General features: G+C 63.8%; 20 protein-coding genes and 1 pseudogene. 11 read left to right on the top strand and 10 right to left on the bottom strand.

The features are described from left to right. Positions 1–523, top strand: a pseudogene (locus tag AC1DZV_RS15320) (integrase core domain-containing protein); the annotation flags it as partial. A gap of 13 nt (positions 524–536) precedes the next feature. Here AC1DZV_RS15320 and AC1DZV_RS15315 read toward each other — a convergent pair. From AC1DZV_RS15315 to AC1DZV_RS15295, 5 genes are all read right to left on the bottom strand, one after another. Continuing rightward, positions 537–710: a hypothetical protein gene (locus tag AC1DZV_RS15315; protein ID WP_476949988.1), complete on the bottom strand. Its 174-nt coding sequence runs from the start codon at positions 708–710 to the stop codon at positions 537–539. Between the two features lie 412 nt (positions 711–1,122). Beyond that, complete coding sequence (locus AC1DZV_RS15310) at positions 1,123–1,377, bottom strand: hypothetical protein (RefSeq protein WP_476954037.1); 255 nt, start codon at positions 1,375–1,377, stop codon at positions 1,123–1,125. Between the two features lie 177 nt (positions 1,378–1,554). Further along, positions 1,555–2,226, bottom strand: a complete 672-nt coding sequence (locus AC1DZV_RS15305; RefSeq protein WP_243181389.1) for an RraA family protein — start codon at positions 2,224–2,226, stop codon at positions 1,555–1,557. A 127-nt stretch (positions 2,227–2,353) separates the two neighbouring features. Continuing rightward, a complete protein-coding gene (locus AC1DZV_RS15300; protein WP_476944505.1) occupies positions 2,354–3,340 on the bottom strand; it encodes a hydroxyacid dehydrogenase in 987 nt (328 codons plus the stop codon). Between the two features lie 7 nt (positions 3,341–3,347). After that, on the bottom strand, positions 3,348–4,673 hold the full coding sequence (locus AC1DZV_RS15295) for an MFS transporter (RefSeq protein ID WP_243181391.1): 1,326 nt from the start codon (positions 4,671–4,673) through the stop codon (positions 3,348–3,350). Between the two features lie 195 nt (positions 4,674–4,868). On the opposite strand from AC1DZV_RS15295, the gene AC1DZV_RS15290 reads away from it, so the two are divergent. Both AC1DZV_RS15290 and AC1DZV_RS15285 read left to right on the top strand, forming a co-directional pair. Beyond that, positions 4,869–6,392 carry an IclR family transcriptional regulator gene (locus tag AC1DZV_RS15290; protein WP_476954036.1) on the top strand — a complete coding sequence of 508 codons (1,524 nt, stop codon included), beginning with the start codon at positions 4,869–4,871 and terminating at the stop codon, positions 6,390–6,392. Positions 6,393–6,809: 417 nt separating this feature from the next. Then, a complete protein-coding gene (locus AC1DZV_RS15285; RefSeq protein ID WP_476954035.1) occupies positions 6,810–7,358 on the top strand; it encodes a recombinase family protein in 549 nt (182 codons plus the stop codon). Between the two features lie 576 nt (positions 7,359–7,934). Here the strand turns inward: AC1DZV_RS15285 and AC1DZV_RS15280 are convergent. Further along, the gene (locus tag AC1DZV_RS15280) at positions 7,935–8,447 is read right to left on the bottom strand and encodes a VOC family protein (RefSeq protein WP_476954034.1); all 513 of its coding nucleotides are present in this window, start codon (positions 8,445–8,447) and stop codon (positions 7,935–7,937) included. 73 nt (positions 8,448–8,520) lie between these two features. Here AC1DZV_RS15280 and AC1DZV_RS15275 point away from each other — a divergent pair, with 73 nt between their 5' ends. After that, entirely contained in the window at positions 8,521–9,333 is an 813-nt protein-coding gene (locus AC1DZV_RS15275; protein WP_476954033.1) for a helix-turn-helix transcriptional regulator, read from the top strand. Between the two features lie 69 nt (positions 9,334–9,402). Here the strand turns inward: AC1DZV_RS15275 and AC1DZV_RS15270 are convergent, their stop codons facing one another. Continuing rightward, a complete protein-coding gene (locus AC1DZV_RS15270) occupies positions 9,403–9,852 on the bottom strand; it encodes a recombinase family protein (protein ID WP_476954032.1) in 450 nt (149 codons plus the stop codon). A gap of 83 nt (positions 9,853–9,935) precedes the next feature. Here AC1DZV_RS15270 and AC1DZV_RS15265 point away from each other — a divergent pair, with 83 nt between their 5' ends. Further along, entirely contained in the window at positions 9,936–10,322 is a 387-nt protein-coding gene (locus tag AC1DZV_RS15265; RefSeq protein ID WP_243181397.1) for a PadR family transcriptional regulator, read from the top strand. Next, a complete protein-coding gene (locus AC1DZV_RS15260; RefSeq protein WP_243181398.1) occupies positions 10,319–11,035 on the top strand; it encodes a hypothetical protein in 717 nt (238 codons plus the stop codon). The genes AC1DZV_RS15265 and AC1DZV_RS15260 overlap by 4 nt, the downstream gene beginning before the upstream one ends. A gap of 223 nt (positions 11,036–11,258) precedes the next feature. Here the strand turns inward: AC1DZV_RS15260 and AC1DZV_RS15255 are convergent, their stop codons facing one another. Then, complete coding sequence (locus AC1DZV_RS15255; protein WP_476954039.1) at positions 11,259–12,044, bottom strand: hypothetical protein; 786 nt, start codon at positions 12,042–12,044, stop codon at positions 11,259–11,261. 476 nt (positions 12,045–12,520) lie between these two features. Between AC1DZV_RS15255 and AC1DZV_RS15250 the strand changes: the two genes are divergently transcribed. Next, positions 12,521–12,685 carry a hypothetical protein gene (locus tag AC1DZV_RS15250; RefSeq protein ID WP_243181400.1) on the top strand — a complete coding sequence of 55 codons (165 nt, stop codon included), beginning with the start codon at positions 12,521–12,523 and terminating at the stop codon, positions 12,683–12,685. A gap of 272 nt (positions 12,686–12,957) precedes the next feature. On the opposite strand, the gene AC1DZV_RS15245 is transcribed toward AC1DZV_RS15250, so the two are convergent. Then, on the bottom strand, positions 12,958–13,407 hold the full coding sequence (locus AC1DZV_RS15245) for a MarR family winged helix-turn-helix transcriptional regulator (RefSeq protein WP_243181401.1): 450 nt from the start codon (positions 13,405–13,407) through the stop codon (positions 12,958–12,960). Positions 13,408–13,499: 92 nt separating this feature from the next. Then, positions 13,500–14,306: a DUF2382 domain-containing protein gene (locus AC1DZV_RS15240; RefSeq protein WP_476954031.1), complete on the bottom strand. Its 807-nt coding sequence runs from the start codon at positions 14,304–14,306 to the stop codon at positions 13,500–13,502. 266 nt (positions 14,307–14,572) lie between these two features. Here AC1DZV_RS15240 and AC1DZV_RS15235 point away from each other — a divergent pair, with 266 nt between their 5' ends. The 4 genes from AC1DZV_RS15235 (at position 14,573) to AC1DZV_RS15220 (ending at position 17,645) form a co-directional block, all read left to right on the top strand. Next, the gene (locus tag AC1DZV_RS15235) at positions 14,573–15,361 is read left to right on the top strand and encodes a hypothetical protein (RefSeq protein ID WP_476954030.1); all 789 of its coding nucleotides are present in this window, start codon (positions 14,573–14,575) and stop codon (positions 15,359–15,361) included. 8 nt (positions 15,362–15,369) lie between these two features. After that, positions 15,370–15,780: a phage holin family protein gene (locus tag AC1DZV_RS15230; RefSeq protein ID WP_476954038.1), complete on the top strand. Its 411-nt coding sequence runs from the start codon at positions 15,370–15,372 to the stop codon at positions 15,778–15,780. An 18-nt stretch (positions 15,781–15,798) separates the two neighbouring features. Further along, positions 15,799–16,386, top strand: a complete 588-nt coding sequence (locus AC1DZV_RS15225; RefSeq protein ID WP_476943362.1) for a DUF3618 domain-containing protein — start codon at positions 15,799–15,801, stop codon at positions 16,384–16,386. A gap of 86 nt (positions 16,387–16,472) precedes the next feature. Beyond that, the gene (locus AC1DZV_RS15220; RefSeq protein WP_476954029.1) at positions 16,473–17,645 is read left to right on the top strand and encodes a YihY/virulence factor BrkB family protein; all 1,173 of its coding nucleotides are present in this window, start codon (positions 16,473–16,475) and stop codon (positions 17,643–17,645) included. Positions 17,646–17,913: the final 268 nt, after the last annotated feature.

Here is a 17,913-nt window from a genome sequence, read left to right as displayed (position 1 = left end):
AGTCCCAACCGTGAGCTAGCCGTCCTGGACGCCCGGCGGTCGTTACGGTTCGGTCCGCTGCGGATCGCTGCGTTCACCGGCGTCCCGGCCCGGACCGTGTCCCGGATCCTGCACCGGCACGGGGTCCCGCGGCTGGCGGACTGCGATCCGCTGACCGGCGCCCCGATCCGCGCCGCCCGGACCACGGCGAACCGGTACGAACGGGCACGGCCCGGGGAACTGGTCCATCTGGACGTCAAGAAGCTCGGACGCATCCCGGACGGCGGCGGCTGGCGGGCCCACGGCCGCTCGGAGCAGGTCAAGGGACGCGGAATCGGTTACGACTACGTCCACGTCGCGATCGATGACCACACCCGCATCGGCTACGCCGAGGTCCTTCCCGATGAAATGGGCCTACCGGCAGGTCTTCACCAGCAGCACCCACCGCCAATCCGCACTTGCGCCCTGGCTCCAGCACTACAACACTGAACGAATCCACACCGGCATCGGAACCACACCCATCACCCGGGTGTCACCAACCTGATGGCTCAGTACAMCTAGGGGGCGGTATCGGCGAGAAGATCAGCGATGAACTCGGCATATCTCAGCTCACCCTCGGCGTCCTCCACGGTGAGAACCGGGCGGCGACGACCATTATCGCCACGTGGATCCGCGACCAGGTGCTGGACGACGGGAGCTTGCCTCTGGGCATTCGTTTCAAGAGCAAGCATGGCGGGGGAGATTGTTGGGCGTACTGGCTGCGCCGCAGGGATGACGGACTGGACGGCGACGATATGTCCTCCGATTCGGGCGCTGCGATCCATGCCCACAATCCGGCGCTGCTGACCGTGGCGGAACGCTTGGCATCAGGATCTGGTGAGCGGGAAAATCGCCCACTCAGCCGCCGTGGCCGCCGTCAAACGTCTCTGCACCAAACGGCAACCACTGCAGCGTCGAAGCCCAATCGGTTTCGGTCGTCTCCCTGGCATCTCAAATACGATCGTATTTGAGATGCCGGAGATAGCGCCGAAATCGACTTCAGTGGGCCTCAGCGCTGTAGTAGCTGCCGTTTGATGCAGACGGCCGTTGACAAAATGCAGGACGGTGCACGATTTGCTGACCGCACTCCCGGCTCGAAGCGGTTTAGTCGTGAAGGGCGCCAGTGGTCATGCGGTAGGAGGAGATTCCTTCGAGTTGTCTGGGTTCAACCCAGACCTGGAAGCCTTGAGCGGCTTCGAAGAGTGTCCTGGTGGACTTTTCGTCGGATGCTATCCAGATCATGGAGGAGTCGGGCATCGCGTCGTCGACGATCCCTGTGCGGATGACGTCACCATGTTTCTGGATTTCGACCGGGGCGCCGATGAGGCGTACCCATTCGTGATGGCGGTATCTGGTCATCTCTCGTTTTCCTCGGTCTTGGTGGGCGATGCGGAAGTGGACCTGATGCGGCGTGGCCGGGGGTGGCCTCTGGGCTTATGCCACAGAGGCCACCGGTGTTTCTGTCGATGACATCCCGGCCGGGAGTCGGGGAGGTGGTGATGGCGGCGGGTTAGACGATGAGCGCCGCTGGGGTTCTTAGTTGGTGCTTGCCATGGCCGGCGCTGCTGCATGTACGGCGGAGTTCCGTATTCTCACCCGGAGATCTTCCTCGAATTTGTCGATGTCTGCGAGCCTGGTGAGGATGCCCTGGGCGCGTTCGACGGGTATGACGGCGACCCCGTCATCGTCGGCTGTGATGAGGTCGCCGGGGTTGACGACGGTGCCGCCGCAGGCCACCGGCACGGAGACGGCGCCGGGCCCGTATTTGGCGGGTCCTGCCGGTGAGGCCCCGCGGGCCCAGACGGGCAGGCCAAGTTCCCTTATTGCCGCGCGGTCGCGGGTCAGTCCGTCGATGATGACACCGGCGATGCCTTTGGCGAGGCAGATTTCGGCCAGGAGATCGCCGAATACGGCCCGTGTTGTTCCTCCGAGGGCGTTGATGACCAGCACGTCACCGGGTTCGGCGTCGTCGAGGGCGCGGTGAATGGCCAGGTTGTCGCCCTCCCGGGTCAGCACGGTCAGTGCCGGACCCACACACCGGGCGTTGGCCCATTGTGATGCGATGCCGGTGTCCATGAGGTTGAGCCGGTCCATGGCGTCACCGACATTGGCTGTGGGGTACCTCTTCAGGCTTTTGATGAGCCCTGAGGGAGCGTTGGTTGGACGGGGGCTGACGGTGAGTGATTTGGTTGATGCGTCGATAAACATGGTGTCTCTCGCTAGCTCGATCGGTKCGAATTTGGGCCGCTGCGTCACGCAATGAAGCGGTTCTAGGGATTGGTTCGGGCCGGGCATGCGCGCCGGCTGGTGGGACGGCACGACGTTCTTCCCTCTGTTATGCGTGGGCGGGGGCAGCGATGGTGTTCACTGCGTGTGCTGGCCGCTGGCCGGCGAGGGCCTGCCGGATGGCCTGCAGCGCGCCGCTTCCGGCGGCAAGAAAGGCCTCTTCGCTTTGGCCGGCGACATGCGGGGTCACGATCAGGTTCGGCACCCCTGCGATCTGGATCTTGGAGTGTGCGATGGGGTCCTTCATGTCCACGGACTCCCCTTCAAGGACATCGAGCCCGGCCCCGCCCAGATGGCCGTCCTGCAACGCCCGGGCCAGGGCTTGTTCATCAATGAGGCCGCCGCGGGAGGTGTTGATCAACACCGATCCTGGCTTCATTCGTGCCAGGGCCTCGGCATCAATGATTTGGGCGGTCTGTTCGGTCAGCGGCATGTGCAGGCTGAGAACGTCAGAGCCGGCGAGAACCTCATCGATAGTCGCCGGAGAGGCACCTGCGGCCTGGATGGCGGATTCTTCTACGAAGGGATCGTGGACCAGGACATGCATGCCGAATCCCTGCCCAATTCCGGCGACCATGCGGGCGATGTTGCCGAATCCGAGCAGTCCGAGGGTGCGGCCGTGCAGTTCGAAGCCGTTCATCTGGGGTTTGGCGGACGCCCATTGCCCGGAAGTGGTTTGGGCGGCCCCGTAGGGGACCTTCCTTGCCAGGGAGAGCAGGAGGGCGAAGACGTGCTCGGCGACGGCGCGGCTGTTGCTGCCCGGAGTGGTGGTCACCCAGATACCTGCGTCGGTGGCCGCCTCGATATCGACGTTGTCCGTTCCTACTCCGTGGCGGGCGATGATGCGCAGCCGGGGGGAACTGTCGATCTTTTCCCGGTCGAAGAGTTCGGCGCGCAGCAGGACGGCGTCAATACCGTCGCGGACGTCTTGGTAGCGGACGGCGTCCGGGCCGTAGCCCAGATGGACCTGGCCCAGCGCGCTGAGTTCTGCCAGCACATCGGTGTGGATCTCGTCAGAGACGTAAAAGGTCGGCACAGTGTTCCTAGCGGTAGAGATGGGAGGCAGGGGTCAGGGTGTTCTTGCGTACCGTGCCGAGCAGCACGGCCAGGCCCAGGGCGCCGAAGGCGATGAGCATGTAGGCCGGGATCATGCTGTTGCCCGTGCTGTCGATCAGCCAGGTAGCCACGTACGGGGCGCCGGCACCGCCGAGCACGGCCCCGACACTGTGGCCAAAGGCGACGCCGGTGTGGCGGACCTCGACGGGGAAGAACTCCGGCATGGCCGCGTAGGTGCCGGCCTGGCAGAGGGCGTAGGGCACCATGCCGAGGAGCAGTCCGAAGATCGCCAGCGACACCGAGCCGGCATTCATGAGCATGAAGGAGGGGAACGTGAGCGCGATGTAGGCGATGTAGGAGGCCGTCAGCAGGCGTTTGCTGCCGATGCGGCTGCCGAGTTGGCCGGCGAGGGGGATAAGAAGCGCCGCGGCGGTGACGGCGATCAGGACTATGGTCGCTGCCTCGGCTTTGGAGAAGTGCAGGACGGTGCTGAAGTAGACGGCCACGTAGACGGTGCCGAGGTAGGTGCCGATGTTCTGCACAAGGGAGATGAAGAAGACCTTCGTCAGGCGCGAGCGGTGGTTCCGGAACAATTCAGCGACGGGGGTCCGGGTCGTCTGGCCCTTGCCCGCGCTCTGGGTAAATTCAGGACTGTCCTCGATCTTGAGCCGCATGATCAGGCAGAGGATGCCCAGCGGGATCGCGAGCAGGAACGGGATCCGCCATCCCCACGACTCCATCTCCGCCGCGGGCACGAACGTGGCCGCCAGGGCGGCCAGTCCCGCAGCGCCGGCCTTGCCGAGGACACCAACACTGGGAATGAAGGAGATATAGAGGTTGCGGCGCTCGACCGGGGCCCACTCGCGGATATAGGTGGCCGCGCCGCCGATCTCACCGCCTGCGGACATACCCTGCAGCATCCGCAGCAGGCCCAGCAGGATCGGTGCCCAGATACCGATCTGCGCGTACGTCGGCAGCAGCGCAGTGAACCCGGCAGCTGCGCTCATCAGGATGACCGAGCCGATGAGGCTGGCACGCCGGCCGTAGCGGTCCCCGATGCGTCCGAAGAAGATCGCGCCCAGCGGCCGGACCAGAAAGGCCGTGCCAAAGACCAGGAAGGTATTGAGCAGGCCCGCCACCGGATCGCCGCTGGGGAAGAACACCACGGCGAGCGTCGCGGCGACATAGCCGAAGACACTGAAGTCGTAGTACTCGATGAAGGTGCCGAACGCCGCGACAGCGGTGGCCTTCTTCGCTTTTTTCAGATGAACGGCGTCCGCTACCGGGGGAACGGACTGACTAACCTGGGGCATCTTTGCTCCTATAAAAAATGGGACAGTGTCCTAATATGTATTTCAAGTGTGATGTGCGCCATGGTGTGCTGTCAAGCGCCCATGGCGGGGACGAATGCGTCTGTCCCTCCACGCTGCCGCCTTCGCTGACGGTAGCGTGGTGAAAGCAGATCCGGCCCCGAGGGGGACCCGGAGTATCAAGAGAGTGGTGGAACCGTGGTCAGCGAGAGTGGCGTAGCAGGGAACGAGCGCATTGTTGAGGTCCTGCACGCCTTGGTGACCCGCCCAGATGCGACCGGCGTACGTGAACTCGCACTGGCCTTGGGCGCGAGCCGCAGCACCGTTAACCGTGTCCTGCTCGGCCTGGAAGAACACGGGCTGGCGGCCGTCAGCGGCAACGGAAACTATCAGGTCGGACCGCGGCTGCGTGTCCTAGGTGCCGCACTGCACGCACGCCACCCGCTGCTGCGCAGCGCTGAAGCGATCATTGAACGCCTGGGCGAACAATCCGATGCGACTGTCCTTATCGCTGTTCACGACGCACCACGACCCAGCGCCGTTGTTGTCGCTTGCCGGCGGCGGCCCGGACCCATCAAGTATCTGCTCGAGCCCGGGACGGTCTTGCCCCTCCACGCCGGCGCAACCGGCCGCTCGATCCTGGGCCGACTGGGAATCGGCGCCCTGGGTGAACGGCAGCTGGAGGCGCACACTCCCGATACCGTCACCGAGCGCGCCGAACTGGAACGACTCCTCACCGAGGACCGCCGCGCCGGATACACGATCAGCGTCGGGCAGCAATTTCCCCTGGCCGCGGGTGCTGCAGCGTCATTTCAATGTCACGGACTGACCGGATCCGTCTCGATCACCCGTCCACGCTTTCTCACCGGCGACGAGGACCTTGCCCGCTTCGGCCCGATGGCGCGGCAAGCGGCCCGCGACATCGAAGCCGCATGTGCCGGAAATCAAGCATCGGGGAATCTGACACCCATCACGTACCCTCCCGGTTCCACTGCCGTGGAACGCCTTGCCCGTCTGGTCACCGCGCTGGTTGCCGAACCCGACGGGCTGCCCACCGGCTACGAGCTCGCGCGCGGAATTGGAGCCAACATAGCCACCGCCAACCGCCTGGTCTCCACCGCCCTGACCACAGGACTGGCTCTGCAGCACCACGACACACTGCACCCCGGCCCCCGCCTGTTTCACTGGGCAGCCCATCTGGGTCCTTCGGTGGACACAGCTGTTGTCGCACATCCCATTCTCCGCGGACTTGCCAAGGAATCCGGTGAAACCATCGGACTCATCCAATTCCATGCCGACACCAGACAGGCCGTGATGACGACAGTGGTGGACGGCGTCCGGCCTCTGCACTACGGTCTTGCTTCAGGTGTGGCTATTCCCCTCTACGCCGGCGCAGGCGGGAAAGCCATTCTCGCCCACTGTCCCCCCGGTGATCTTGACGCGCTCACGCTCGAACCCCTCACCGAACGCACCCAAACAGACCGGCGAGCCCTCGAAAACGATCTCCAAACCATACGGGAGCGCGGATGGGCGACCGGCGAGGGTGAGCGCATTCCCGACGCCTTCGGCGTCAGTGCCCCCTACTTCGTCGACGGCACCATCGCTGGATCCATCACCGCCACCGTCACCAGACTCCGCCTGCCCGAACTCGACGTAGAGGCCCTCGCTCACATGGTCCAGCGTTCAGCCCAGCAGCTCACACGCACCCTTTCAGTCCCCTAAAACAGCGCCGGTCAGACGTCACGCCGGACTCCTCTGCTCGATGGCCGGCAGCCGACGCAGAACATCCTCGCCAGATGTTCGAGGTGTGCCGGGACCACGAAGTCCGGGTGACGCCACAGGAGCTCTCAGGCGACTTGCACTTCCGCACGACGACACAACAAATCTTCGGGAACCTCGTCAGGAGTGAAGCTCTGAAATGGCACTCGAAGTCCTCAGTCATGCATGCCACCGCCGGGCTGGCCGTACCGTCTTGAAAAGGATCCAATACTGAGACGCTCGGATTGCTTTTGAGGTGGCGTGAGGAATGGCGAGGAATTGGCGGTTCGACACGCCCGTCCACAGTCTCAGAATGCCGTCCAACAACAGATTGCCTCATAAAGGCAATTTGATCGGGATTAAGAGAATGGTGGGTCGGCCGTGGCCGTTATCGGGTACGCGAGGGTTTCCACCGCGGAACAGAACCTCGATCTGCAGCTCACTGCACTCCAGGCCGCCGGCGCAGCCCGGACCTTCGCCGATAACGGCGTCAGCGGTTCCACGGTGGAACGCCCTCAGCTGTCCAGAGCGCTGGACCGGCTGGAGGCCGGCGACGTACTCACCGTGTGGAAACTGGACCGCCTGGGCCGCAACACTAGGCACGTCCTGGACATCATCGAGAACATCCGGGAGAGGGGAGCAGGCTTCCGGGCCCTGACCGAAGGACTCGACACTACCGGGCCCATGGGCACCGCAATGCTGACGATCATGGCCGCGTTCGCGCAACTGGAGCGTGACACGATGATCGAACGCACAAGAGCCGGCCTCGCAGCGGCCGCGGCCAACAACCGCCACGGCGGAAGGCCCCGCAAAGTCGATGACGCGGCCGCTGCCCGGGTCAGACAACTCAAGGGCAAAGGGGTCAGTGCCTCCGACATCGGCAAGATGCTCGGAGTCTCCCGCGCCACGGTTTACCGGTACCTCCTCTAGGCCCAGCAGCTACAGCTTGAGGTCCAGTTGAATCTCGCGAAGAGTTTGCGGTTTCGGGCATCAGCCCTGGTTCTCAGGGGGTGATTTTCATATTTGGATTTTGAGGGCTTCTTCGTAGAACGCAAGACGGGTGGCCGCGCGTGCCATGTCGTGCTGGTCCTGGACGAACGAGTAGGCGATCCAGCAGCCGGCGAGAAGGATTATCAGGGCTATGCACAGAGATGAGGCGAAAGGTCCTACCCATGATGCTGTTGCCGGGCCGAGCAATGGGGGGGGCAACCAGGATGACGCCAACGTAAAGCGCGGTGTAGGCGCCCAGGCTACCGCCGCTCAGGTGCGCTGCACGGGTGCGGTGAGTGCGCAAGTCTTCGAATTGTTTGTTCTCGTCCAGCGCGAGGAAGGCAGCGATGTCCTGGCGGGTTACTTCCGGAAAGCGGTGTGACCGCAGTCCGCGGCGGGTGAAAGAGTGCATGCTGGAGAGCATAGTTGCAGCCTCTGTCAGCCCCTGTGAGCCGTAGCGAAAGTCTTTGTTGTGACACCGATCGTGATGAAAGTTGTGGGCTGGGATGCGCCGGTTCAGCTTTGCTTGGCGGCCCAGCCGGCAACGCGCTGTGTGCATTCCTCTTCGGAGAGGTCCTCGACCCGAGTCATGATGGACCAGCGCACACCGTAGGGGTCGCGGATGCTGGCGAATCGGTCTCCTGACACAAAGGTGGACAGCGGCTCCCGGATGGTAGCTCCTGCCCGCTCGGCGCGCGCGACGAGGGCGTCCGCATCCGCGCAGTAGAAGCCGACGGAGTAGCAATCATCCTCGCCGTTCGGCGCCGGGACGAGGTGGTAGTCCGGGTTGGGCTCACCGATTTTGAGCCGTCCCTGACCGAAGTCCAGCTCGGCGTGGACCACCATTCCGCCGATCTCGGTCGCATTGACGGTGCGGGCGCCGAAAACGTCCTGGTAGAACGTGATCGCCTCCTTCGCCGAGGGAATCGCAAGGAATGGCGTGAGGCTCGTGAAGCCGTGCGGGATGCCGGATGTTGTGTGCTTGCCGTCGGCGGCTGCGGTCAGTTCGGGGCTTGTAGTATCACTCATAGATCTCACGGTACGCACGCGTCCGCCCAGCGGCTTGGTGAATTGCGACAGCCTGGATAAGGAGTATCCGCCCATGGTGGTTTCGTTCAAGGGAATCCTCTACCCTGCCCGGCTTCCCACGTTTCACCGTGTGCCCGCGCCGGAGTCCGTGTCGGACCTGGTGCAGTGGTTTTGGATCCCCGAATGGGACATTGAGCCGGGGCACACGTCACGCCAGCATCTGATCGCATTCCCTGCATCCAACCTTGTTGTCCAGAAGGACCGTGTTGAGTTCGCAGGCCCGACAACACGTGGATCACATCGCGACCTCACAGGCCGGGGCTGGGCGGTGGGGGCTCTCCTGCGTCCCGCGCTGGTTCCGCGTTTCACGCACGATCCAGGGAGCCTGCGGGATTCCCAGCTGCCACTGCCGCTTGCGGATCTGCATGCCTCAGTGTCGGAGCCCATGGGCGGACCCGATCCACAGGAGCGTCGGCAACACGCTGTGGAGGCTTTCGCTGGTTGGCTGGTAGCGCAGCGTCCGGAGGTGTCAGAGGAGGGCATTCTTGCCAACGCGATGATGGACATTATCGGAACGTGCAGCGACGTGCTCCGCATTGAGGACGTTGCGGCGCGTCTGTTTGTGTCGCCGAGAACCCTTCAACGGGTGGCGGGGAAGTACATCGGCCTGAGCCCGTCCGCGCTCATTCGACGGCGCCGCCTGCAGGAGGCCGCTGATCGGTCACGGACCGACCAGGCTGCAGACCTCGCGGGGATAGCTGCCGAATTCGGCTACACCGACCATGCCCATCTGACGAACGACTTCCAAAAGACCCTGGGATTCACGCCAAGCACGTACCGGCGGTCAGTCCTCCAGGATCGTGCCGGGAATCAGGGCGGGGATTAGGTCCACGCGCGCTGCTGCCCTTAGGCGAGAAGTTTCCACTAGACGTTCCCTCTGAGCCGACTCGTTCTCTTAACCCGATTCGGTGTCTCGAAACCTTTGTGCCTCAAAACCCCAGGGATACGAGACGGAGGGATTAGGCCAGGCCCTCGCGCCGTGCTCTGGGCGCCATTTAGCGATCACAAAACGACGCCAAATAGCGCCGAAAGTCACGGTTTCGCCGAGTCCGGGCCGTTCCTTGTTTCTGCCGGTCAGTCCGTGGTCGACGTAGATCCGCTCAACGGGGACGCCAAGGGCGGCTAGGCCGTGGGGCTGCGCGGTCAGATCCTGGTCATTGGTGGACGCCCGGCCGTAGCCGAGGATGTGCGCAGTTGTGGGTGCAACTGCAGCTGTTGAGTCACCTAAGCGGGACAGTTTTGCGGGCGGGGTATACGCGAATCCTGGATCCCAGCATCTGTATGGGATTTTCACGGCGGGGGAGCGGGTCGAGGGTGTCGCGGTGGGGGACCGGCTTACGGGCATGTGCTGGTGTCGCACCCGGTGCCCATCCACGCCCAGCTGAAAGTGGTCTTGACAGGCTAACTACTTAGATAGAAGATCTAGTCATGAATGTTCCTGCCTCTGATCCGCAACCCACAGGAAGCGCGGACTGGCCAAGTGATTGGCTCCGGGCCACGCTTGGCTTCCTTGCGCTCCGTGCACTATCCGCCGGGCCCTCTTATGGATACGCGATCATCAGCGAACTAGAGCACCATGGGTTCGGCACCATAAAGGGCGGGACCCTGTACCCACTCCTCACCCGATACGAGACTGCCGGCCTGGTAACCACGGAATGGCGGGCCGGCGACGGCGGTCCCGGCCGCAAGTATTTCGCGCTGACAGATCAGGGCCGCGCCGAACTCACCCGCCTGAGCGCTGACTGGCTCCGCTTCGCCGTCACCAGCACCCATTACCTCGACCCCGAGCGGCTCACGAAGGAGATCCCCGCATGACGCAGCAGACCAACGATAAGAAATGGTTCGACCAGCTCGTCATGGAGCTACGTCTACGCCAGGTGCACGGGAGCGCCATCGGAGACACCATCGCAAGCACAAGGGAGCTCCTCGGCGACACCGGCCAACGGGCCGAGGAAGCGTTCGGGCCAGCCCGAGACTACGCTGCCGCGCTTGAACTCCCGTCCGAGCCGAAGCACGACTGGGTGCGAAAAGCACTCTGGCCGTCACTGCTCGGACTCCTGGCCTTCCTGCTCTTCAATCAGGCAATGGTGTCCTGGACACGGTCGGAACCGCTGCTGGTTTCACCGGCGCAGCTAGCCCTCCTCGCTACACCAGTCGTTTTCCTGGCCTTCCTGCCGCTCTACCTCGACGCCTTCATACGGCGCATCTGGGTCTGTATCGGAATCACCGCTATTTGCGTCCTGTCAGGTCTCCTCTCAGCCTTCGCGACCCCTTCGAGCCGGGCCGAAGCATGGCTGGCGATCGACCCGCTGCCCTGGCTCATAGGCAGCGCTCTCGTGATGGTGGCACTTTCAACCATGAACACCATCCGGTCAGCCCACTCCGAGGACGACAACGACATCACCGATCCTCTCTCCGGGACGACGGACATCACCGGAAGAGGCGCGCGGGCAATCGTTCAGATAACTAACTGGTTGTTCCCAATACTCGCCATCGCCATGCTCGGCCTCGCGCTGTCATTCCGCTAGATCAGCGGGATGCCTGCAAGCATCCTGTCGCGGTGGGGGATCGGCTTACGTGCAGCAAAGGCCACAAATAGCGCTGTGAAAACGCGGCCATTTAGCGCTGCGACTCACAGGCCAAAGCAGAGCGAAGGGGAGGAATGCCGTTCCAGCAGGGCAGGCTCAGAGCGGGAGCCAGCAGTGACTGCTCAAACTCGCCAGTCCTGGTACCGCACGGGAAAGGTGCGTCCTAGGGCTGGTAGTACTCCTCTGTCGGAGTAAAGCCCACACGGTCCACTTTCCGGTGGTAGTGAACCCCGGTGAGTCCGCCCAGCACGGCGCCTATCAGGGCTATGGCGGCCACCGCGATGGCCGCAATGACGCCATCTAGACTCAGCGGCCCCTCGACCAGTGGTAGGCGAAGGAAACTGTTGATCGTGGTCAGGACATTGAATTGTCCCATGAACGCCAGCAGGGCCCCCGCACCGGATCCGATGACGCCCCACAGCCAGACCATGAGCCCCTGGCCGACGCCGTTGAAACGCGCCATCCGTCCTGCCACGTAGCCACCCGAAAAATAGGCGAGGAACTGGAGCGACAGAAGTATGAACATACCGGTCATGTCATCTGACGATTTCTGGCCGGCTCGGGCGAGCGGGTCCGTGACGGGCAAAATACCGGCCCTGCCGGCCGCCGCAACCAGAGCAACTAGCAAAACAGCCATTGCGGTCGAGACCAGCCAGCCGAAGAAGGCCGAGCCGATCTTGATGCCGCCGAACCGCTCCTCTTCTCGGGCGACCACGGTTTCACGGACAGCGGTGGCCGGGTCTTCCGGCAACATGCCGTCGACCGGGCGGCCTGTTTCATCGAAGTACCCGTCGTTCTCCCCATCGGGGAAAACACGGTCCGTCTCTTCGTAGAGGGCGTCAGTACTGTGGTCAGAAGCGCGACTTTCCGTTTGATCCAGGGGTTCAGGAGTGCCGTCCCAGTCTGCGTCGAGCCGTCGCGCATCATCAGGACCGCTTGCGCTGCCCATCACGCATCCGCCCTTAAGTGATCTGCCGGGCCCACTTCTACTAGGCTCACTCCCCGGGTGAACCGTGCCGGACGCTATTAAAACTACGCGCACTCAGCCCGGTTCACGAGGGGCTTTTGGGCCCGACCTAGTGTCTGGTGGTCGAGCCGAGTCGGTGTGAAGGCCGCGGACCGGGCGTTTAGGCCGAAACACGCAAGACGGACTAAGCCGGTCTCGGGCCCCCTGCTTCCCCTCCCGCCAGTTGGTTATTGCGGCCGCGCGGCCTGAGGCTCCGCTGCTTCGAGTTCATATGTGTGCAGACGAAACGGCGTCAACCGGGGGTGAAGAAGGCACCGGGCCATGGGTCTAGCACTACGGCTGGACAGCATGGATCAGCGGGGGTGTCCTATTAAAAGGTGCGGTGGAGTTTTGCAGGACATCGACGTGGCGGGGGGAACTCTCCCGAAGCGACGTCAGAATCGATTTTCTTCCGCCCGGTGAGCAGACTGAGCACGGATCACCCGTTCCTCGCAGGGCGCGTCGAGGCAGGGTCCTTGGCCATCCGCGTCAGCGCCGAATTGGCCATCCAGTTCGGTGAGCTGGCGCGGGGGCTGCAGCAGGAAGGGCTGGGTGCCGTAGATGAATTCCTTCGCCGTGGCTGACGGCTTTCCTTAACGCGTTGTTGCGCAGAATGATCTGTTTTCCGTGTCTGTCGTACCGGTTCGTCGTAGGCCGTGAGGCCGGGTGCAGCACCCAGATGTGCCCGGCGGGCGGGAGGTAGATCCGTAGGCCTCCGGCTCCGTTCCTGGACCCCGAAGCCCACGAACAAGCCCTGCCCCGGGCCCCATGGATCAATCGGGAAATCGGAGGAGCGGGCGCCGTGGTTTCTCCCGGCATGGACCCGTGAGGGCGTCCCACCTGACAGTGTGTCGTGTCAGTTGCGGGGCGGACCCTGCGCTTGTCGGGGATCTTGGAAGGTGTTCACGAACCGGGAGAGTTGTTCGAGAAGGTTTTCCCATCCGTCGAAGTCTGGCGAGACGGCGGCGCTTTCAGCCTCGAGGGCTGCTTTGAGTGCCGCTTCCCCGGCGTCAGTTATCTCTACCTGGAATTGCCGCCGGTCATGGGGGTTTCGTGTCCTCGTGATCAGGCCTCCCGCCTCCAGACGGGCCAGCACGCGGCCCAGGGTCTGGCTTTGAACCTGGACCTTCGCGGCGAGCTGTTCTTGGTTCATGGGGTGGGGTGATACGGCTTGGAGGGCGATGACTGCGGCCCGGGTCAGGCCCAGCGGGGCAAGTGCCTCATCGAGGCGGCGCTGAACCAGGCGCGCCGCCGTAGAGAGGAGCAGGTAGCCGTCCCGGGCGTTGACCTGGGGGTCGAGGGGCATCGATTACGGCCTTCCGTGAGCGGGACGAGGATCAACCAGAAGGGGCAGGCCAGGGGTCCGGCGTTAGCCGTACCCCTAGCCCGCCACGACCGCTATCGGCGCGTGCCGTCGTCGCCGTCGGTTTCGATCCGTTCCTTGCGGATGTCCTCATCGACGGTTACTTCGTCGGTCACGGTTTCCGTATTGAGACGGACCCGTTCGACCGGGACGGTTTCCTTCTCAACAACGGGGCGTTCCTCGTGGAGGACGATCTCGTGTTCTTCCTCGCTGATGTCCGGGCCGGACAGCGCCGACCCGCGGTTGGCGTCCGTGATGGGCTCACGTTCGAGGCGGACCTCTTCACGCTCCACGGGAACGGTCTGGGTGACATTTTCAGTGGTGACGTACTTGCGCAGCCGCACCCGTCCGGCAGCCTGCCGTTCGGTGCCGACGTTCAGGCGTTCCTCCGAACGGGTCATGGCATCGTCGGTGGTGGGTCCCGAGGTGTCGCGCCCCACGGCGCCCCCGCCGGTGTCCGCGTAGTCTGCGTCGCGGTAGTCCCCGTCCCGACCGGCTGCCGCATCGGTGTACGTCCGGTTCCCGTCGCCGATGCCGTAGTGGGCATAGAGCCGGTCCTCTTCGGCGCGTTCAAGGTGCCCGTCGGTGTCCACCCGGGGCGCATCCTTGACCTGGTCCTTGGTGTACGGGACGACGAGGTCGCCGCCTTCGGTACGGGCTCCTTCCAGCGGGACGAAGGATTCGGACGTGCCAAACAATCCGGTCTTGGCCGTGACCCACGTGGGCTGGCCGTTGTCGTCGTCCGCGTAAACCTGGCCGATGGACCCGATCTTGTCCCCGTCAGTGGACAGGACGCTTCCGTTGCGCCGAAGCAGGTCATCGATATGTTCCTTGGCGAGCATGAATGTCCCCTTGGATCTGTGATGCGGTTTGGGACTGCAGCAACTTCGGGTGGAACGCTGCAGGACCCCACCATAAGCATGCTTAGTAACCGTTTGGCAAGCCTACTTACTATTTTTTCTTGTTCCGACCGGCACCTCTTGCGCAACAAACGGAAAGTATGCTTACTATCTAATTGGTAGCCGTGCTTACTAATTCATCTGGCCTAATTCATCCGGTGCCGCGCGTTCCACATTCGCCGGCGGGCCCTTCCTGAAAGAGAGCAACGATGACAGAGAATCAATGGACCCAGGCCACTCCAGAGCCGCCCACGGGCGAGTATGCGCATACCGTGGCAGCGCCCTCCGGTGGAGTGGAAAGCTCTCCCTCCACGAAAGAAGCAGCAAAGGATGAAGCCGCCGCAGTGGCGGGACACGCTGCAGGGAGAGCGAAGAACGTGGCCGAAACCGCCCAGGCCGAGGCTGCCAATGTCGCGGCAGAGGCGAAGACAAACGCCAAGGATCTCCTTTACCAGGCAAAGGCAGACCTGACGGATCAGGCAGGCGCGCAGCAACAGAAAGCCGCCAAGGGAATCCGCACCCTCTCTTCGCAGCTGCACACCATGGCAGACGCATCCGAGGAGCCCGGCGTCGCGGCTGACCTCATCCGTCAGGCCGCCGAACGGTCACAGTCCGTGGCTTCCTGGCTTGAAAACCGGGATCCCGGATCCCTGCTGGAGGAAGTGAAGTCGTTCGCACGGCAGCGGCCGGGCACATTCCTCCTGGTCGCAGCCGGCGCCGGATTGCTCGCCGGCCGGCTGGGACGAAACCTGCAAGCCGGAGCCCCGGACAGGCAGCAGGCGGCGTCGAAACCCGCTCGTCTCTCGACCCCGGCAACGCCCCCCGCCCACCAGGAAACCGTCATCGCCGCCGGCTCCGGTGACCGCTTCTTCGACGAACCGGCCCTCCCCGGCACAGCGGGTCCCGTTTCGGCCCACACCCTGCCGCCGGGTACAGCAGCCGACGGATCCATTCGGGACAACGTTCCCTTTCCGAACCGGGAGGGTGGTCAGCTGTGAGCAGCCAGATGCCGGAGCCACCTCCCACAGCCGCACAGGCGAAAGCGGAATCCGCCTCCCTCGGCGATCTCCTGGGTGATGTCACACGGGACATGTCCACGCTGATGCGGCAGGAAGTCGAGCTGGCCAAGGTCGAGCTCAAGCAGTCGGCCGAGCGGGCCGGTAAGGGTGCGGGGATGCTGGCGGGCGCCGCCGTCGCTGGACATTTCGTGCTCCTGTTCCTGTCCCTGGCGCTCTGGTGGGCTCTGGGCTACGTCATGGGGCCTGCCTGGTCCGCCGTGGTTCTCGCCGTGATCTGGGGCGCCGTTGCCGCGATCCTGTCCTCGACCGGACGCAAGGAACTCAAGGCGGTCAAGGGGATGCCCCAGACCACTGAGACGTTGCAGGAAATCCCGCCCACGCTCAAACCCAACACCTAGATTCAGCGAGGAACCACGATGAGTGAAAACCCGGATGTCATCCGAGCAGATATCGAAGCAACCCGTGCCCGGCTGGGTACCAACGTCGATGCCGTAGCGGACAAGGTCACACCGTCGCACATCGTCCAGCGGCAAACTGACAAAGTCAAAGAGAACGTCAAGGACGCCGTCTTTGGAGTAAAGGAGAAAGTCATGGGCGCAGCGGACCACACTGCCGGCAACGTGCACTCGGCCACGGCCAGTACCGGTACGCACGTCGGCGACGCCCCTGCGCAGGTCAAGGCCAGGACGCAGGGCAACCCGCTGGCGGCAGGTCTGATCGCGTTCGGCGCCGGGCTGCTGGTCTCTGCCCTGATCCCGGCCAGCCAGAAGGAGCGCGAGGCCGCGGATGCTCTTAAGACGGCCGCGGAGCCGCTCACCACGGAACTGACCGAGGCGGCGAAGCACGTGGCCGAAGGGCTGAAGGAACCGGCCCAGGAGGCCGTGGCGAACGTCAAAGCCACCGCCGTCGACGCCACCGATCATGTCAAGGCCGAAGGCCAGGGTGCCGTGGCGGACGTCAAGGACCGGGCCACCGAGGCCAAGGACAACGTGCAGCAGGCCTAAGGGCTCTGATCAGGATCCGGCCGGCTGCCCCCGCTGATGCGCTGGGCGGCCGGCCTCTGCACTTAACTTCACGAAGGAAAATTTCCATGGCCAAGAACCTTTCCAATGCAGAAGATGGCACCGTGACCGACGCCGAGACAGGGGAGAGCAGCACGGCCAAAGCCCACACGGCGCCCGCCCCCGACGATCCCCGCAAGCCCGACAGCCCCGCCGATGTCACCAAACACTCGTGGCGGCACATCGCCAAGAAGACCCTGCGGGAGTTCACCAAGGACCAGTGCCCCGACCTCGCCGCGGCCCTGACCTACTACGCGGTACTCTCGTTTTTTCCTGCCCTGTTGGCCTTCGTGTCCCTGCTTGGCATCTTCGGGCAAGCCGAGAAGACCACCGCTACGCTGCTGGAGATCGTTCAGCGCTTCGCCCCTGCCGAGTCGGTGAACGCCGTCCGGGCGCCCCTCGAGCAGCTCACCAGTTCCTCCTCGGCCGGATTTACGCTGCTCATTGGCATTCTCGTCGCGCTCTGGTCCGCCTCGGGCTACGTGGGCGCGTTTGGCCGGGCAATGAACCGGATCTACGAAGTTGACGAAGGCAGGCCCTTCATCAAACTCCGGAGCACCATGCTCGGTGTCACCGTCGTCACCGTGCTGATTGTCGCCCTCCTCGCCCTCATGCTGGTCCTGACCGGCCCCGTGGCAGAATCCGTCGGGAACGCGGTCGGCCTCGGCGGGGCCTTCGTGACCGTCTGGGACATTGCGAAGTGGCCCGTGGTGCTGCTCCTGGTTATCGTCGTGATCGCCATCCTTTACTACGCCACGCCTAACGTGAAGCAGCCCAAGTTCCGCTGGATGAGCATCGGGTCCCTGATGGCCTTAGTGATCTTCCTGCTCGCCTCCGTGGCCTTCGGGTTCTACGTAGGCAACTTCAGCAGTTACGACCAGACCTACGGCACTATCGGCGGCGTGATCATCTCGCTGCTGTGGCTCTGGATACTGAACATGTCCCTGTTGTTCGGTGCCGAGTTCGACGCCGAAACGGAACGCGGCCGCCAGCTCCAGTCCGGCATCGAAGCCGAAGAGACCATCCAGCTGCCGCCCCGTGACACCAAACAAAGCGACAAGATTCAAGCCCGCGAAGAAGAGGATATCCGCCGCGGCCGCGAACTCCGCGAACAGCACGCCGACGCCGTCGGGAGGGAACAGCAGAACCAGGACGACCGGAGCGCTCCACACCGAGGCTCGAGCAGAATGGACCGCACCTGACACGGAAAGTTGCCCCGACCAGAGCGAATGGATTGGCTCCCCTTACGGACAACATCAGCCGCAGGGTGACAGCCGGCGGCGGCACAAAATGCCCGGGTATTAGGGGTCCTCGCCCCCGGTCCTAAGCTGACGCGCTGGGCCATCGGAGCGCACAAGGGCTGCTTACTTGGACTCACGAAGCCAGCACGCGTCCTAGGTACAGACTCGGGCGGCGCGCGGATACGATCAGTCCGCGTAGCTTGCGCGCGCCGGACGTCTGCAAAGTCAC

It is taken from the genome of Arthrobacter sp. P1_D12, assembly GCF_056406175.1.
Note: the sequence above shows the minus strand (reverse complement) of the source record. Positions and strands in the feature narration are given on the sequence as shown.

Excerpts from the sequence above, each read along its gene's own strand:
- AC1DZV_RS15305 (WP_243181389.1), bottom strand. The coding sequence starts at position 2,226 with ATGTTTATCGACGCATCAACCAAATCACTCACCGTCAGCCCCCGTCCA.
- AC1DZV_RS15295 (WP_243181391.1), bottom strand. The coding sequence starts at position 4,673 with ATGCCCCAGGTTAGTCAGTCCGTTCCCCCGGTAGCGGACGCCGTTCAT.
- AC1DZV_RS15265 (WP_243181397.1), top strand. The coding sequence starts at position 9,936 with ATGAATGTTCCTGCCTCTGATCCGCAACCCACAGGAAGCGCGGACTGG.
- AC1DZV_RS15270 (WP_476954032.1), bottom strand. The coding sequence starts at position 9,852 with ATGCCCGTAAGCCGGTCCCCCACCGCGACACCCTCGACCCGCTCCCCC.
- AC1DZV_RS15310 (WP_476954037.1), bottom strand. The coding sequence starts at position 1,377 with ATGACCAGATACCGCCATCACGAATGGGTACGCCTCATCGGCGCCCCG.
- AC1DZV_RS15235 (WP_476954030.1), top strand. The coding sequence starts at position 14,573 with ATGACAGAGAATCAATGGACCCAGGCCACTCCAGAGCCGCCCACGGGC.
- AC1DZV_RS15315 (WP_476949988.1), bottom strand. The coding sequence starts at position 710 with ATGCTTGCTCTTGAAACGAATGCCCAGAGGCAAGCTCCCGTCGTCCAG.
- AC1DZV_RS15255 (WP_476954039.1), bottom strand. The coding sequence starts at position 12,044 with ATGGGCAGCGCAAGCGGTCCTGATGATGCGCGACGGCTCGACGCAGAC.
- AC1DZV_RS15230 (WP_476954038.1), top strand. The coding sequence starts at position 15,370 with ATGCCGGAGCCACCTCCCACAGCCGCACAGGCGAAAGCGGAATCCGCC.
- AC1DZV_RS15240 (WP_476954031.1), bottom strand. The coding sequence starts at position 14,306 with ATGCTCGCCAAGGAACATATCGATGACCTGCTTCGGCGCAACGGAAGC.
- AC1DZV_RS15245 (WP_243181401.1), bottom strand. The coding sequence starts at position 13,407 with ATGCCCCTCGACCCCCAGGTCAACGCCCGGGACGGCTACCTGCTCCTC.
- AC1DZV_RS15225 (WP_476943362.1), top strand. The coding sequence starts at position 15,799 with ATGAGTGAAAACCCGGATGTCATCCGAGCAGATATCGAAGCAACCCGT.
- AC1DZV_RS15260 (WP_243181398.1), top strand. The coding sequence starts at position 10,319 with ATGACGCAGCAGACCAACGATAAGAAATGGTTCGACCAGCTCGTCATG.
- AC1DZV_RS15275 (WP_476954033.1), top strand. The coding sequence starts at position 8,521 with ATGGTGGTTTCGTTCAAGGGAATCCTCTACCCTGCCCGGCTTCCCACG.
- AC1DZV_RS15220 (WP_476954029.1), top strand. The coding sequence starts at position 16,473 with ATGGCCAAGAACCTTTCCAATGCAGAAGATGGCACCGTGACCGACGCC.
- AC1DZV_RS15280 (WP_476954034.1), bottom strand. The coding sequence starts at position 8,447 with ATGAGTGATACTACAAGCCCCGAACTGACCGCAGCCGCCGACGGCAAG.